Genomic DNA, 13,814 nt, shown 5'->3' on the forward strand with positions numbered 1-13,814 from the left:
CTTATTGTGCCGCCTCGAAGAGTGAGAGCACCTCGACCTGCGGGTCGGTCAGCGTCAGCGTGACGACGGGACGGCCGTGGCCCTCCGCCAACACGCTCGCGTCTCCCGCGGCCTGTGCCTGGATGAGTTGTCCGAAGGTGAACGGCCGACCGGGGATCTCGAGATCGAGGTCGGTACGTTCGAGGATCTGCAGGAAGACGCCGTTGGCGGGTCCGCCCTTGTGGTACTGACCGGTCGAGTGCAGGAAACGCGGACCCCAGCCGAACGTCGTGGGGCGACCGGAGTCGGCCGCCACGAGCTCGCGGAGCCCGGCCAGCTGCGACAGGTCGAGACGGTTCACGTACGCCTGGATGCTCACGTAGCCGTCGGCGGGAACCGTCTGCCACAGCGCCGCCAGCACGCCGGCAACCGTGCCGCTGGAGGCCAGGGCCGGGTCGGAGACGCGCACCTCGACGCCGTCGACGACGAAGGCCGGCGCGGTCGGTTCGGGGCGGGCGTCGAGCAGGCCGCGGGTGGCGACCTTCGCCGACTCGACGTCGGGCTGGTCGAAGGGATCGATGCCGATCATGCGGCCGGCGATCGCGGTGGCGTACTCCCACACGACGAACTGCGCCCCGAGCGAGCCGCTGACGAGCACCTCGCCGGTGTGCCGCTCGAAGAGGTGGAAGGCGTGGGCGTCGTCGACGAAGCGCACGACCTGGAGGTCGGCGGGCTTCGCGTCGAGCTCGGGCGAGACGGGCAGCAGCACCACGGGCAGGATGCCGGTTCCCTGCTTGCCGGTCGACTCGGCGACGAGCTGTTCGATCCAGTCGGGCAGGCCGATGAGGTGGCTGCCGTCGGTGATCAGCCCGAGCTTGTCGCGCCGCGCGACGCCGCCTCCGGCGATCGCCGCGGCGAGCACGAGGGCGGGGTTGTCGGGCGAGTCGATCGCGACCTCGAGCAGGGTGGCATCCGCCTCGTCGAGGAGGTCGCCGATGTCGACGCCGGCCAGTCCCGCGGGCACGAGGCCGAAGGCGGTGAGGGCGGAGTACCGGCCGCCGACGGTGGGGTCGGCCGTGAAGACGCGGTAGCCGTCGGCGCGGGCCGATTCCTCGAGCGGGGAGCCCGGGTCGGTGACGACGACGATGCGTCCGGCGGGGTCGATGCCCAGATCGCGGAAAGCGGCTTCGAACGCGCGCTTGGCCGAGTCGGTCTCGATGGTGGAGCCGGACTTGCTCGAGACGACGAGCACCGTCTGGGCGAGCCCGCCGGACTCGGCGTCGCCGTCGATGGCGGCGAGCACCTGTCCGGGCGAAGTCGAATCGAGGATGACCAGCGGAACGCCGGCCGACTGCGCGATGACCTCGGGGGCGAGCGAGGATCCGCCCATGCCCGCGAGCACGACGCGGGTCACGCCCTGCGCGACGAGTTCGTCGCGCAGGGCGGTGACCTCGGCCACGAGCGGGCGCGAGACGGAGACCGCTCGCACCCACCCGAGGCGACGTGACGCCTCGTCTTCCGCGGCGGCGCCCCAGAGGCTGGCGTCGCCCGCGGTGATCCCCGACGCGATGAGTGAACCGGTCAGGCCCGGCAGCTCCGCGTCGACGACCGACTTGACGTGGCCCGTGACCTTGACCGCGAAGCTCACTGGGCGGCCTGGGCGCTTCCGGCGTCGAGAGCGGTCTTGACCGTGTCCTGCAGCTCGTGCCACGAGGCGATGAACTTCTCGACACCCTCGTCCTCGAGCGTCTGCGTCGCATCGGTGACGTCGACGCCGGCCGCGGCGAGGCGGTCGAAGACGTCGTGCGCCTCGGCGTAACCGCCGGTCACGGTGTCGCCGGTGATGACGCCGTGGTCGAAGGTCGCCTCGAGCGTCTTCTCGGGCATCGTGTTGACGGTGCCGGGGGCGACGAGCTCGGTGACGTAGAGCGTGTCGGGCAGGGCGGGGTCCTTGACGCCGGTCGACGCCCACAGCGGACGCTGCACCGTGGCGCCGGCCTCGAGCAGCTTCTTCGCGCGGTCCTCGCCGAACTTCTGCTCGAAGAGCTCGTAGGCCAGGCGGGCGTTGGCGATGCCGGCCTTGCCCTTGAGGGCTGCGGCTTCGTCGGTGCCGATCGCGGCCAGACGCTTGTCGATCTCGGTGTCGACGCGCGACACGAAGAACGAGGCCACGGACTGCAGGTTCGCGATGTCGTGACCGGCGGCCTGCGCCTTCTCGACACCCGCGAGGTACGCGTCGATGACCTCGGCGTAACGCTCGAGGCTGAAGATCAGCGTGACGTTGACCGAGATGCCCGCGCCGATGACCTCGGTGATGGCCGGGAGGCCGGCCTTGGTCGCGGGGATCTTGATGAGGACGTTCTTACGGTCCACGCGGGCCGAGAGGTCCTTCGCCTGGGCGATCGTGCCCTCGGTGTCGTGCGCCAGATCGGGGGAGACCTCGATCGACACGCGGCCGTCGACGCCGTTCGTGGCGTCGAAGACGGGGAGGAAGATGTCGCACGCGTCGCGCACGTCGTCGGTGGTGATCGAGAAGATCGCCTCGTCGACGCTGGCGTCGGCCGCGGCGAGCTCCTTCACCTGGCCCTCGTAGGCCTCGCCCTTGGACAGGGCGCCGGCGAAGATCGTCGGGTTGGTGGTGACGCCGACGACGTTGCGCTGCTCGATGAGCTCGCCGAGGTTGCCGGACTGGATGCGCTGGCGCGAGAGGTCGTCGAGCCAGATGCTGACGCCGGCGGCCGAGAGGTTCTCAGTGGGAGTGCTCATGGTCGTTATCTCCTCGATTACTTCTTCGCCGCAGCGAGCGACTCGCGTGCGGCCTCGACGACGGCCTCAGCCGTGATGCCGAACTTCTGGAACAGGGTCTTGTAGTCGGCCGACGCACCGAAGTGGTCGATCGCGACCGAGCGGCCGGCGTCGCCGACGATGCCCTGCCAGCTGAGGGCGGATCCGGCCTCGACCGAGACGCGGGCCTTCACCGAGGCGGGCAGCACCGACTCGCGGTACGCCTCGTCCTGCTCGGCGAACCACTCCAGCGAGGGAGCCGACACGACGCGGGCGTGGACGCCCTCGGCGGCCAGCGTCTCGCGCGCCTCGACGGCGAGCTGCACCTCGGAGCCCGTCGCGATGAGGATGACGTCGGGCTCGCCGTTCGCGGCCTCGGCCAGCACGTACGCGCCCTTGACGGCGCCGGCGGCCGAGGCGAACTCGTCACCGGATGCCGCACCCTCGCCGCGGGCGAACACGGGGATGTTCTGGCGGGTCAGGGCGATACCGGCGGGTCCGGCCGTGCGGCGCAGCATCTCGAGCCACACGACGCTCGTCTCGTTGGCGTCCGCGGGACGCACGAGGGCGAAGTTCGGGATGGCGCGGAGCGTCGCGATCTGCTCGATCGGCTGGTGCGTCGGGCCGTCCTCGCCGAGCGCGACGGAGTCGTGCGTCCAGACGAAGATGGTCGGGATGTTCATCAGCGCGGCCAGGCGCACCGGGGGGCGCATGTAGTCGCTGAAGATCAGGAACGTGCCGCCGAAGGGGCGCGTGGGCCCGTGCAGCACGATGCCGTTGAGGATCGCACCCATGGCGTGCTCGCGGATGCCGAAGTGCAGCACGCGGCCGTAGGGGTCGCCCGACCACTCGTGGGTCGACCACTCCGACGGGATGAAGGACTTGGCGTCCTTGATCGTGGTGAGGTTCGACTCGGCGAGGTCGGCCGAGCCGCCCCAGAGCTCGGGGAGCTCGGCGGCGAGGGCGTTGATGACGGTGCCGGAGGCGGCACGGGTCGACACGTCCTTGCCGGCTTCGAAGGCGGGGAGCGCGTCGGCGATGTCGGCGGGGAGCTCGCGCGCCTGCAGACGATCCCAGAGCTGCTTGCGCTCGGGGTGAGCCGCGGCCCACTCGTCGAACTTCTGCTGCCAGGCGGCCTTCTCGGCCTCGCCGCGCTCGACGAGCGCACGGGTGTGCTCGAGCACGTCGTCGGCGACGGCGAAGTGCTGCTCGGGGTCGAAGCCGAGCACCTCTTTCGTGGCCTTGAGCTCGTCGGCACCGAGGGCCGAGCCGTGGATCTTGCCGGAGTTCTGCTTGCCGGGCGAGGGCCAGCCGATGATCGTCTTGAGCACGATGAGCGAAGGCTTGCTCGTCTCGCCCTGGGCGGCCTCGATCGCGGCGTGCAGCTCGGCGACGTCTTCGACGTACTGACCGGTCTTCTTCCAGTCGACCGTCTGCACGTGCCAGCCGTACGACTCGTAGCGCTTCTGGACGTCTTCGGTGAAGGCGACGTTGGTGTCGTCTTCGATCGAGATCTGGTTGGAGTCGTAGATCGCGATGAGGTTGCCGAGTTCCTGGTGGCCGGCGAGCGACGACGCCTCGCTGGTCACTCCCTCTTGCAGGTCGCCGTCACCGGCGATCACGTACACGAAGTGGTCGAACGGGCTCTCGCCGGCGGGCGACTCGGGGTCGAACAGGCCGCGCTCGTAGCGGGCGGCGTAGGCGAAGCCGACGGAGGAGGCCAGGCCCTGGCCGAGGGGGCCGGTCGTGATCTCGACGCCGTCGGTGTGGCCGTACTCGGGGTGACCGGGGGTCAGCGAACCCCAGGTGCGCAGCGCCTCGAGGTCCTTCTTCTCGAGACCGAAGCCGCCGAGGTAGAGCTGCACGTACTGCGTGAGCGAGGAGTGACCGACCGACAGGATGAAGCGGTCGCGGCCCGGCCAATGGGTGTCGGCGGGGTCGTGGCGCATGACGCGCTGGTAGAGCAGGTACGCGGCGGGTGCGAGCGACATCGCGGTTCCGGGGTGGCCGTTGCCCACCTTCTCGACGGCATCCGCCGCGAGGATGCGGGCGGTGTCCACCGCGCGCCGATCGATGTCATCCCATTCGAAGTCCGACAACAGGGTCGCCTTTCTCGATACTGAGCGCCCGGTTTCACTTCCGACGCCGCACTCACCACCGTAGGAGTGGGAGTGGGGTGGGGTGTCGGCGCGGGGCGCGCGTTCTTCGCCAGCATAGCGAGAACGACCGGCACCGTTGCCTCTCGTGACGGGGGTCGACAGGCGGCCGGTCGTGTGGTGGACATGGCATAGAATCGTGGAGGTTCTATACGCGCTACCCCGGGGGACGATGGACATCTCGACGACGTCGCACGTCACTGCGACGACCGATCGCCGCTCCGTCGGACGCACCCTTCGGGCGTACATCGCCCTCACGAAGCCGCGCGTCCTCGAGCTGCTGCTGGTGACGACCGTGCCGGTCATGATCCTGGCGCAGAACGGTCTGCCCCACCTGTGGCTGGTGTTCGCGACCGTCATCGGCGGCTCGCTGAGCGCGGGCTCGGCGGCGGCGTTCAACATGTACCTCGACCGCGACATCGACGCGCACATGCAGCGCACCGAGAAGCGCCCCCTCGTCACCGGCGAGGTCTCTCCGCGCGGTGCCCTGGTGTTCGCCTGGTCGCTCGCGGTGGTCTCGACCGTGTGGCTGTGGGTCTTCACCAACCCGCTCGCGGCGGGACTGTCGGCCGCGGCCATCTTCTTCTACGTCGTGATCTACACGATGATCCTCAAGCGCCGCACCGAGCAGAACATCGTGTGGGGCGGCATCGCCGGCTGCTTCCCCGTGCTCATCGGCTGGTCGGCGGTCACCGGATCGCTGTCGTGGGCGCCGGTCATCCTGTTCGTGCTCGTCTTCCTGTGGACGCCGCCGCACTACTGGCCGCTGTCGATGAAGTACGCGGACCAGTACGACGAGGTCGACGTGCCCATGCTCGGCGCGACCCGCAGTGGTTCGCAGGTCGGCCTGCAGGTCATCCTGTACGCGTGGGCCACGGTGGCCTGCTCGCTGCTGCTCATCCCCGTGGCATCCATGGGCCTGGTGTACTCCGTGTCGGCGCTGGTGTTCGGCGGGTGGTTCATCTACGAGTCGCACCGTCTCTACGCGCGTGCCGTGCGCGGTGGTGAGCCGCGGCCGATGCGCGTGTTCCACGCGTCGATCACATACTTGACGTTGCTCTTCGTCGCGATCGCCGTCGACCCGCTGCTGCCGTTCTGACGGCGGCTCCGCACGCCGCGAAAGCGCCCACCCCGACGTGAGAGGGTGGGCGCTTTCTCGTGGGGGAGCGGGGCGGAATCGTCGGCCGACCGCGTCCGGCGTCGGGCGCGGACTCCGCAACGTCGAGAGCGCGCAGCGGGCCTGGGCGGGGTGCGGATGCCGGCGAGCCGGGCGCCGCGGACGGGCTGCCACCTCCGTGGAGACCGCGGTCGGGCGGCGGGGGTGCGCGCGAGCGCATCGGCGAACGAGACGCTCGTCGTCACGGCATCCGGTCCGGGCGACGAGGGGCACACACGAAAAAGCGCCCGCCCCGGGGATCGGGGCGGGCGCTTCGTATCGCGGTGTCAGCGACGGCTGGGATCGTCGTTCGCGTCCTGCTGCGCGGCGGCGGCGGCGGCCGGCGGAGCGGGGGTGTTCGACGACGTCTCGACGTCGGCGTCTTCGACCGCCAGGGGCGCCGCGGTCGCGGCGGGGGCGGTGTACGACGGGGTCGACGACACGTGCGGCTCGACCGAGGTCTCGTCGTCGCTCGTCCAGTCGATGGTCTCGATCGCGACGTCGGCGCGGGCACGCGTGGTCACCACGGCGGCCACGGCCAGGGCGGAAGCGATGCCGATGGCACCGGCGGCGAGGACGGCGGCGCCCACCGAAACCCACGCCTGTGCGACGTAGACGGTCACGACCGTGGCGTTGGGGTCGTTGACGAGGGCTTGGATCTCGTCGACCTGACGGAAGACGAGGACGAGTCCGCCGATCACTGCGGCGAGCGACGCGACCACGAGCACCCAGAACGGGATGCTGGTCACCAGGCGGGGACGGGTCTGCATGAGATGAACTCCTTGTCGTACCGTGCTCCGGGGATGCACGACGGCTGTTTCCGGTACCGGGGCACCGGGAGGGGATCCGGGCCTCTCAGGGCACCGGAAGTCCCACAGTGTCGCACGGGTCGGGGTGTCGGCTAGGGGACGCCGATGAATCGCCTATGAGGGTATAAGGGCCGCGGGCTGCCGGGGCGACCGCGCGGACGAGGGTGGCCTCCCCGCGGAAACGCGCGAGAAGTGCCGCCCCGAAGCGATTCTTCCGGCCTCAGCCGCGTGCGGCCGCCGTCTGGCGCGGGGGCGCGGGGCGTTCGGTGACCGCGGGCTCCTTGAGGCGCAGCACGACCACCGTCATGGTGGCCGCGGCGAGGGCGGCGAGCACCATGTGCGTACCGACCGCGATCTCGGGCAGGCCGTTGCGGGCCTGGTACAGGCCCACCGCGATCTGCACGAGCTCGACCGCGAGCAGCGCCGTCGCCCACCGTCGTACGCCCAGGCGCAGGCGCCACGCGAGCACCACCACGATCAGCGTGAGGAAGAACAGCGCGTAGCCCGGCCACGCGTGCACGTGTTCGAGCACCTGGGCGTCGAAGCCGTTGCGCACCGAGGCTGCATCGCCCGAGTGCGGCCCCGCTCCGGTGGTGAGCACGCCGAACACGATCGTGAGGGCGAGGACGGCGGTCGTCGTGTGCACGAGACCGGCGAACCAGTGGGGCACCGCGAGCGTACGCGGGCCGGCGGGCGCGTTCATCAGCACCAGGAAGGCGGCGCACACCGCCACCAACGACACCGAGGCGACGTAGTGGAACCCGACGATGAAGGGGTTCAAGCCGGTCAGCACGGTCACGCCGCCGACGAGCGCCTGAGCGACGACGCCGCCGAGCACGATGAGCGACAGGACGAAGAGGGCGCGACGCTCGCGACGCAGGCGCCAGACCAGCACGACGACCACGATCGCCAGGATGCCGACGAGCCCCGTCAGCGTGCGGTTGCCGAACTCGATGATGCCGTGGATGCCCATCTCGGGCGTGTTCACGATCGAGTCGGCGGTGCAGCGCGGCCAGGTGGGGCATCCGAGGCCCGAGCCGGTCAGGCGCACCGCACCGCCCGTGCCGATGATGAGCACCTCGGCGAGGAACGACAGCCAGGCGAAGACGCGCACGCGCCGATCGACATCGGTGGGGAGCCACGCGAGGAAGCGACCGGGGATCGTGGCGGCGCGGGACGAAGGGGGCGTGGTCGAGGCGGGGGACATGCGCTGGCTTCCTGGCATCGGTCCGCTCGGGCTGCGGGAACAGCGGACCTGCCGTGCCGGGAGCGGGTGTTGCCTGTAGAATCAAAGGGTCCGGGTGCAGCGCTCACGCGATCCGCACCGGAGACAGTCTAGGCGCGCAGCCAGCGCCTTCGAACGGGCCCACCAGCGACATTCCTGGGACTTCGACCGGAGTCCGGAATGCCGGGGCGGATGACACCGTTGAGGCCCGAGAAGGAGAGTGATCACCATGTCCGATGTACTCATCGACCGACCCGAGCTCGAAAGCCTGGGGCAATACGAGTTCGGCTGGCACGACACCGACGCCGCCGGTGCGCTCGCGCAGCGCGGCATCAACGAGGACGTCGTGCGCGGGATCTCCGCTCTGAAGTCCGAGCCCGAGTGGATGCTGAAGACGCGCCTCAAGGGCTACCAGCTCTTCGGTCGCAAGCCCATGCCCACGTGGGGTGCAGACCTGTCGGACATCGACTTCGACAACATCAAGTACTTCGTGCGCTCCACCGAGAAGCAGGCGCAGACCTGGGAAGACCTCCCGGAAGAGATCCGCAACACGTACGAGAAGCTCGGCATCCCCGAGGCCGAGCGTCAGCGCCTGGTTGCCGGCGTCGCCGCGCAGTACGAGTCCGAGGTCGTCTACCACCAGATCCGCGAGGACCTGGAGCAGCAGGGCGTCATCTTCATGGACACCGACACGGCGCTGCGCGAGCACCCCGAGTTCTTCGAGGAGTACTTCGGCACCGTCATCCCCGCCGGTGACAACAAATTCGCCGCGCTCAACACCGCCGTGTGGTCGGGCGGATCGTTCGTGTACGTGCCGAAGGGCGTGCACGTGGAGATCCCGCTGCAGGCGTACTTCCGCATCAACACCGAGAACATGGGCCAGTTCGAGCGGACCCTGATCATCGCCGACGAAGACAGCTACGTGCACTACATCGAAGGCTGCACGGCGCCGATCTACAAGAGCGACTCGCTGCACTCGGCCGTCGTCGAGATCATCGTGAAGAAGAACGCCCGCGTTCGCTACACGACGATCCAGAACTGGTCGAACAACGTGTACAACCTGGTCACCAAGCGGGCCGTGGCCCACGAGGGCGCGACCATGGAATGGGTCGACGGCAACATCGGCTCCAAGGTGACGATGAAGTACCCCTCCATCTACCTCATGGGCGAGCACGCCAAGGGCGAGACCCTGTCGGTCGCCTTCGCCGGTCCCGGACAGCACCAGGACGCCGGCGCCAAGATGGTGCACATGGCGCCCTACACGCAGTCGTCGATCGTGTCGAAGTCCATCGCGCGCGGCGGCGGTCGCGCGGGCTACCGCGGCGAAGTGCGCGTGGATGCCAACGCGCACCACTCCGCGAACACCGTGCGCTGCGACGCGCTGCTGGTGGACACCATCTCGCGCAGCGACACGTACCCCGCGATCGACATCCGCGTCGACGACGTGCAGCTCGGACACGAGGCGACCGTCTCGAAGGTCAGCGAAGAGCAGCTCTTCTACCTGCAGTCGCGCGGCATGCCCGAAGACGAGGCCATGGCCATGATCGTGCGCGGGTTCATCGAGCCCATCGCGCGCGAACTCCCCATGGAGTACGCCCTCGAACTCAACAAGCTCATCGAGATGGGCATGGAGGGCAGCGTCGGATGATCTCTTCGGCGACATCCGCGCCTCCCGTGTTCTCCCCTCTCGCGCCGAACGGAGTATCAGCTCAGTGACCACAGCGACCACGACCCCCGCGGATTCCGCGGCGGGTCACATCGACCCGGCCGCCCTCGTGGCATCCATCGTTCCGGTGCAGACGCGCTCGGAGCGGGCGACCTCGTTCGATCCGGCCGACTTCGGCACGCCGACAGGCCGCGAGGTGAACTGGAAGCTCAGCCCGATCGACCGGCTCGCGCCGCTGTTCGTCGACCAGGCCGGTCCCACGGGCGTCATGCAGGTCGAGGTGCACGCCCCGGCCGAGCTCGAGCAGCTGCGTCTCGGTCACGGTGACGCGCCCCGCGGCGAGCACTTCCGCCCCGAAGACCTGCCCAGCGCCATCGCGTGGTCGCAAGAGGCCGAGGCGCCGCTGCTGCGCATCCCCGCCGATGTCGAGCTGACCGAGCCGGTCGTCGTCCGCCTGACCGGCACGGGCGGCCTCGCGCACGCCCACGTGGTCATCGAGGCGCAGCCGCACTCGCGCGGCACCGTCGTGCTGCGCCACGAGGGCACGGCCCAGCACGCGCAGAACGTCGAGATCATCGTCCGCGACGGCGCCGACCTCACGGTCGTGTCGGTGCAGAACTGGGACGACGACGCGGTCCACGCCTCGGCGCACCAGGCGCGCGTCGACCGCGACGCGAAGTTCACGCACATCGTCGTCAGCTTCGGCGGCGGCGTCGTGCGCGTGAACCCGTCACTGGAGCTCTCGGGCGCCGGCGCCGAGGGACGCATGTACGGTCTGTCGTTCTCGGACGCCGGCCAGCACCTCGAGTCGCAGGTGTACCTGCACCACAAGGGCCCGCACACCGTCGGCGACGTGCTCTACAAGGGAGCCCTCCAGGGCCAGGGCGCTCGGAGCGTCTGGATCGGCGACGTGCTCATCGGACCGGATGCCACGGGAACCGACTCGTACGAGGCCAACCGCAACCTCGTGCTCACCGATGGCGCGCGCGCCGACTCGATCCCGAACCTCGAGATCGAGACCGGTGACATCCAGGGCGCCGGCCACGCGAGCGCGACCGGTCGTTTCGACGACGAGCAGCTGTTCTACCTGCAGGCGCGCGGCATCGACGAGTACGAGGCCCGCCGTCTGGTGGTGCTCGGGTTCCTGAGCGAGATCGTGCAGCGCATCGGCATCCCGGAGCTCGAGACCGAGCTCACCGCGGCCATCGAGCGCGAATTGGCCGACGGAGCCGCAGCGTGAGCGCCGCGCGCGCCTGCGCCCTCAGCGACCTCACGCAAGACGAGGCGCACCGTGTCGAGCTCGACGGCGTCGCGATCGCGGTCGTGCTCGACGGCAACGGCGAGGTGCACGCCATCGGCGACGTCTGCACCCACGGCGACATCTCGCTGTCGGACGGATTCGTCGAGGGCGAGACGCTCGAATGCTGGGCCCACGGCTCGGCGTTCTCGCTGCGCACCGGCCGCCCCCTCAACCTGCCGGCCTTCGAGCCGGTCCCCGTGTACGAGGTCGTGATCGACGGAGACGACGTGCTCATCGACACCTCCGTCACCAAGGCGACGGCCTGAGCCGCGCCCACGAACCCAGATTTACGTAAGGAACCCCATGTCTGTCCTCGAGATCCGCGACCTCCACGTGACGGTCGAGACGGAGAACGGTACGACCCCCATCCTCAACGGCGTGACGCTGACCATGCGCACCGGTGAGACCCACGCCATCATGGGCCCCAACGGCTCCGGCAAGTCGACCCTGGCCTACACGATCGCCGGACACCCCAAGTACACGGTGACGAGCGGTTCCATCACGCTCGACGGCGAAGACGTGCTCGCGATGACCGTCGACGAGCGCGCGCGCGCCGGCCTCTTCCTCGCCATGCAGTACCCGGTCGAGATCCCGGGCGTCACGGTCACCAACTTCCTGCGCACGGCCAAGACGGCCATCGACGGCGAGGCGCCGGCGATCCGCACGTGGACCAAGGACGTCAAGCAGGCCATGGGCAACCTGCGCATGGACCCCAAGTTCGCCTCGCGCAACGTCAACGAGGGATTCTCGGGCGGCGAGAAGAAGCGCCACGAGATCCTGCAGCTCGAGCTCCTCAAGCCGAAGATCGCCGTGCTCGACGAGACCGACTCCGGCCTCGACGTCGACGCGCTGAAGATCGTCTCCGAGGGCGTGAACCGCGCCAAGGAGCAGACCGGTCTCGGCGTGCTGCTCATCACGCACTACACGCGCATCCTGCGCTACATCCGTCCCGATTTCGTGCACGTGGTCGTTCAGGGCCGCATCGTCGAAGAGGGTGGATCCGAACTCGCCGACCGACTCGAGGAAGAGGGTTACGACCGTTTCCTCGAGGCCGGTACGCCGATCGACGCGTAGGATCGTTACATGACCGCAACGCTCGCTCCCGAGAAGTACGACGAGGTCACCGAGGCCTTGAAAGACGTCATGGACCCCGAACTGGGGATCAACGTCGTCGACCTGGGACTCATCTACGACCTCGCGTGGGACGACGAGAACGACGCGCTCGTCATCCACATGACCCTGACGTCGGCCGGCTGCCCGCTGACCGATGTGCTCGAAGAACAGACGGCGCAGTCGCTCGACAACGTCGTGGACCGTTTCCGCATCAACTGGGTGTGGATGCCGCCGTGGGGTCCCGAGCGGATCACCGACGACGGCCGCGACATGATGCGCGCCCTCGGCTTCGCGATCTGAGATCGCCCGACGAAACGCCCGCTCCGCTCCGGCGGGGCGGGCGTTTCGTGTGTCGCCGTCTGACGCCGACCCCCGCGTGGCGCGAGCGTGCTCGTTAGGCTTTCGGGATGAGCGTTCCCCCCTTGAAGGCCCTGCCGCTCGAGCTCCTCCGTCAGCGCAGCAGTACCAAGTGGCGCTCGTACGGGGATGACGTCATCCCCATGTTCGTCGCCGAGACCGACTTCGCCCTCGCCCCCGCGATCACCGCGGCGCTCACCCGCGCCGTCGAGATCGGCGACACCGGTTACACCCCGCCGCGTCCGGGCATCGACCTCGACTTCGCCGCGTACGCCGAGCGGCAGTGGGGGTGGCGACCCGATCCGGCGCGCATCCGGTGGACGGGTGACGTGATGATGGGCGTGGTCGAGGTGCTGCGCGCGGTCACCCGGCCGGGCGACCGTGTGATCGTCACGCCGCCGGTGTACCCGCCCTTCTACGACACCGTCGAAGAGGCCGGTGCGGTCGTCGAGCGCGTGCCCCTCGTCGACGACGGCGAGCGGTGGTCGCTCGATCTCGACGGCATCGAGCGCGCCCTCGCCGCCGGCGCCCGCTCGGTGCTGCTGTGCAACCCGCACAACCCCACCGGCACCGTGCACACCCGTGCGTCGCTCGCGGCGCTCGCGCGCCTCGCCCACCGGTACGGCGCCACCGTGGTGAGCGATGAGATCCACGCCCCGTTGACGCACGCTCCGACGACCTTCACCCCCTTCTTGGATGCCGGCCCCGAGGCCGCCCTCGTCGGGTACACCGTCACGAGCGCGAGCAAGACCTACAACCTCGCGGGTCTGAAGTGCGCGGTCATCGTGACCGGCGACGAGTCGACCGCTGAGGTGGTGCGCGGGCTGCCCTGGGAGGTCGAGTGGCGTGCCGGATTGTTCGGGGTCATCGCCAACAGGGCCGCGTTCTCGGCCGAGAGCGACGAGTGGCTCGAGGGTCTGCTGGCCGCCCTGGACGAGAACCGCCACCTGCTCGCCGACCTGCTGGCCGAGCACCTGCCGCTCGCGCGGTACCGGCCGCCCGAAGCCGGCTTTCTGGCGTGGGTCGACGTCTCGGCCTACGGCTGGGGCGACAACCCGGCACCGTACCTCCGCCGCGAAGCGGGGGTGGCCCTGCACCACGGCCCGCTCTTCGGGGAGCAGGGAGTGGGGCACGTGCGCATCAACGTCGGGTGTGCACCCGAGGTCTTGCGCGAGGCGATCGAACGCATCGGCGCGCTGGCCCGCCGCGCCTGACGCGGGCAGGCCGTCGCGCGTGGCGCGGGTGCATCGGTGCGCCGCGCCCGACGTG

Annotated in this window: 12 protein-coding genes; 7 read left to right on the plus strand and 5 right to left on the minus strand. The window is 69.6% G+C overall.

Annotation, left to right across the window (positions count from 1 at the left end; genetic code table 11):
• Position 1: 1 nt before the first annotated feature.
• From IFU40_RS04695 to tkt, 3 genes are read right to left on the minus strand one after another with little or no spacing between them, the layout of a single operon-like run.
• Positions 2–1,627, minus strand: coding sequence for a glucose-6-phosphate isomerase (locus IFU40_RS04695; RefSeq protein WP_191925579.1), 1,626 nt, complete (start codon positions 1,625–1,627; stop codon positions 2–4).
• A complete protein-coding gene (gene tal / locus IFU40_RS04700; protein ID WP_191925580.1) occupies positions 1,624–2,745 on the minus strand; it encodes a transaldolase in 1,122 nt (373 codons plus the stop codon). Before tal ends, IFU40_RS04695 begins: the two co-directional genes overlap by 4 nt.
• 17 nt (positions 2,746–2,762) lie before the next feature.
• The gene (tkt, locus tag IFU40_RS04705; RefSeq protein WP_055940078.1) at positions 2,763–4,862 is read right to left on the minus strand and encodes a transketolase; all 2,100 of its coding nucleotides are present in this window, start codon (positions 4,860–4,862) and stop codon (positions 2,763–2,765) included.
• Positions 4,863–5,091: 229 nt separating this feature from the next.
• Here tkt and IFU40_RS04710 point away from each other — a divergent pair, with 229 nt between their 5' ends.
• Positions 5,092–6,018, plus strand: a complete 927-nt coding sequence (locus tag IFU40_RS04710) for a heme o synthase (RefSeq protein WP_191925581.1) — start codon at positions 5,092–5,094, stop codon at positions 6,016–6,018.
• Between the two features lie 344 nt (positions 6,019–6,362).
• Here IFU40_RS04710 and IFU40_RS04715 read toward each other — a convergent pair whose 3' ends face one another.
• Together IFU40_RS04715 and IFU40_RS04720 are read right to left on the minus strand one after the other, a co-directional pair.
• Positions 6,363–6,845 carry a dinucleotide-utilizing enzyme gene (locus IFU40_RS04715; protein ID WP_191925582.1) on the minus strand — a complete coding sequence of 161 codons (483 nt, stop codon included), beginning with the start codon at positions 6,843–6,845 and terminating at the stop codon, positions 6,363–6,365.
• A gap of 259 nt (positions 6,846–7,104) precedes the next feature.
• Positions 7,105–8,091, minus strand: a complete 987-nt coding sequence (locus IFU40_RS04720; protein ID WP_083285660.1) for a COX15/CtaA family protein — start codon at positions 8,089–8,091, stop codon at positions 7,105–7,107.
• A gap of 247 nt (positions 8,092–8,338) precedes the next feature.
• Between IFU40_RS04720 and sufB the strand changes: the two genes are divergently transcribed.
• The 6 genes from sufB to IFU40_RS04750 all read left to right on the plus strand — a co-directional run bounded on the left by sufB (position 8,339) and on the right by IFU40_RS04750 (position 13,759).
• A complete protein-coding gene (sufB, locus tag IFU40_RS04725) occupies positions 8,339–9,757 on the plus strand; it encodes a Fe-S cluster assembly protein SufB (protein WP_055837990.1) in 1,419 nt (472 codons plus the stop codon).
• Between the two features lie 64 nt (positions 9,758–9,821).
• Positions 9,822–11,015 (plus strand): Fe-S cluster assembly protein SufD, encoded by a 1,194-nt coding sequence (gene sufD, locus IFU40_RS04730; RefSeq protein WP_191925583.1) that lies wholly within the window; start codon positions 9,822–9,824, stop codon positions 11,013–11,015.
• Positions 11,012–11,341 carry a non-heme iron oxygenase ferredoxin subunit gene (locus IFU40_RS04735; protein WP_055837695.1) on the plus strand — a complete coding sequence of 110 codons (330 nt, stop codon included), beginning with the start codon at positions 11,012–11,014 and terminating at the stop codon, positions 11,339–11,341. The genes sufD and IFU40_RS04735 overlap by 4 nt, the downstream gene beginning before the upstream one ends.
• A gap of 37 nt (positions 11,342–11,378) precedes the next feature.
• Positions 11,379–12,149, plus strand: coding sequence for a Fe-S cluster assembly ATPase SufC (gene sufC, locus IFU40_RS04740; protein ID WP_055837692.1), 771 nt, complete (start codon positions 11,379–11,381; stop codon positions 12,147–12,149).
• Between the two features lie 9 nt (positions 12,150–12,158).
• A complete protein-coding gene (locus IFU40_RS04745) occupies positions 12,159–12,488 on the plus strand; it encodes a metal-sulfur cluster assembly factor (protein WP_055837689.1) in 330 nt (109 codons plus the stop codon).
• A 107-nt stretch (positions 12,489–12,595) separates the two neighbouring features.
• A complete protein-coding gene (locus tag IFU40_RS04750) occupies positions 12,596–13,759 on the plus strand; it encodes a MalY/PatB family protein (RefSeq protein ID WP_191925584.1) in 1,164 nt (387 codons plus the stop codon).
• The last annotated feature ends 55 nt before the right edge of the window (positions 13,760–13,814 follow it).

Source organism: Microbacterium sp. CFBP 13617, assembly GCF_014839445.1.
Lineage (GTDB): Bacteria > Actinomycetota > Actinomycetes > Actinomycetales > Microbacteriaceae > Microbacterium.

Coding starts and splice junctions, on each gene's coding strand:
- IFU40_RS04745 (WP_055837689.1), top strand. CDS start 12,159: ATGACCGCAACGCTCGCTCCCGAGAAGTACGACGAGGTCACCGAGGCC.
- IFU40_RS04710 (WP_191925581.1), top strand. CDS start 5,092: ATGGACATCTCGACGACGTCGCACGTCACTGCGACGACCGATCGCCGC.
- sufC (WP_055837692.1), top strand. CDS start 11,379: ATGTCTGTCCTCGAGATCCGCGACCTCCACGTGACGGTCGAGACGGAG.
- IFU40_RS04715 (WP_191925582.1), bottom strand. CDS start 6,845: ATGCAGACCCGTCCCCGCCTGGTGACCAGCATCCCGTTCTGGGTGCTC.
- sufB (WP_055837990.1), top strand. CDS start 8,339: ATGTCCGATGTACTCATCGACCGACCCGAGCTCGAAAGCCTGGGGCAA.
- IFU40_RS04720 (WP_083285660.1), bottom strand. CDS start 8,091: ATGTCCCCCGCCTCGACCACGCCCCCTTCGTCCCGCGCCGCCACGATC.
- IFU40_RS04750 (WP_191925584.1), top strand. CDS start 12,596: ATGAGCGTTCCCCCCTTGAAGGCCCTGCCGCTCGAGCTCCTCCGTCAG.
- tal (WP_191925580.1), bottom strand. CDS start 2,745: ATGAGCACTCCCACTGAGAACCTCTCGGCCGCCGGCGTCAGCATCTGG.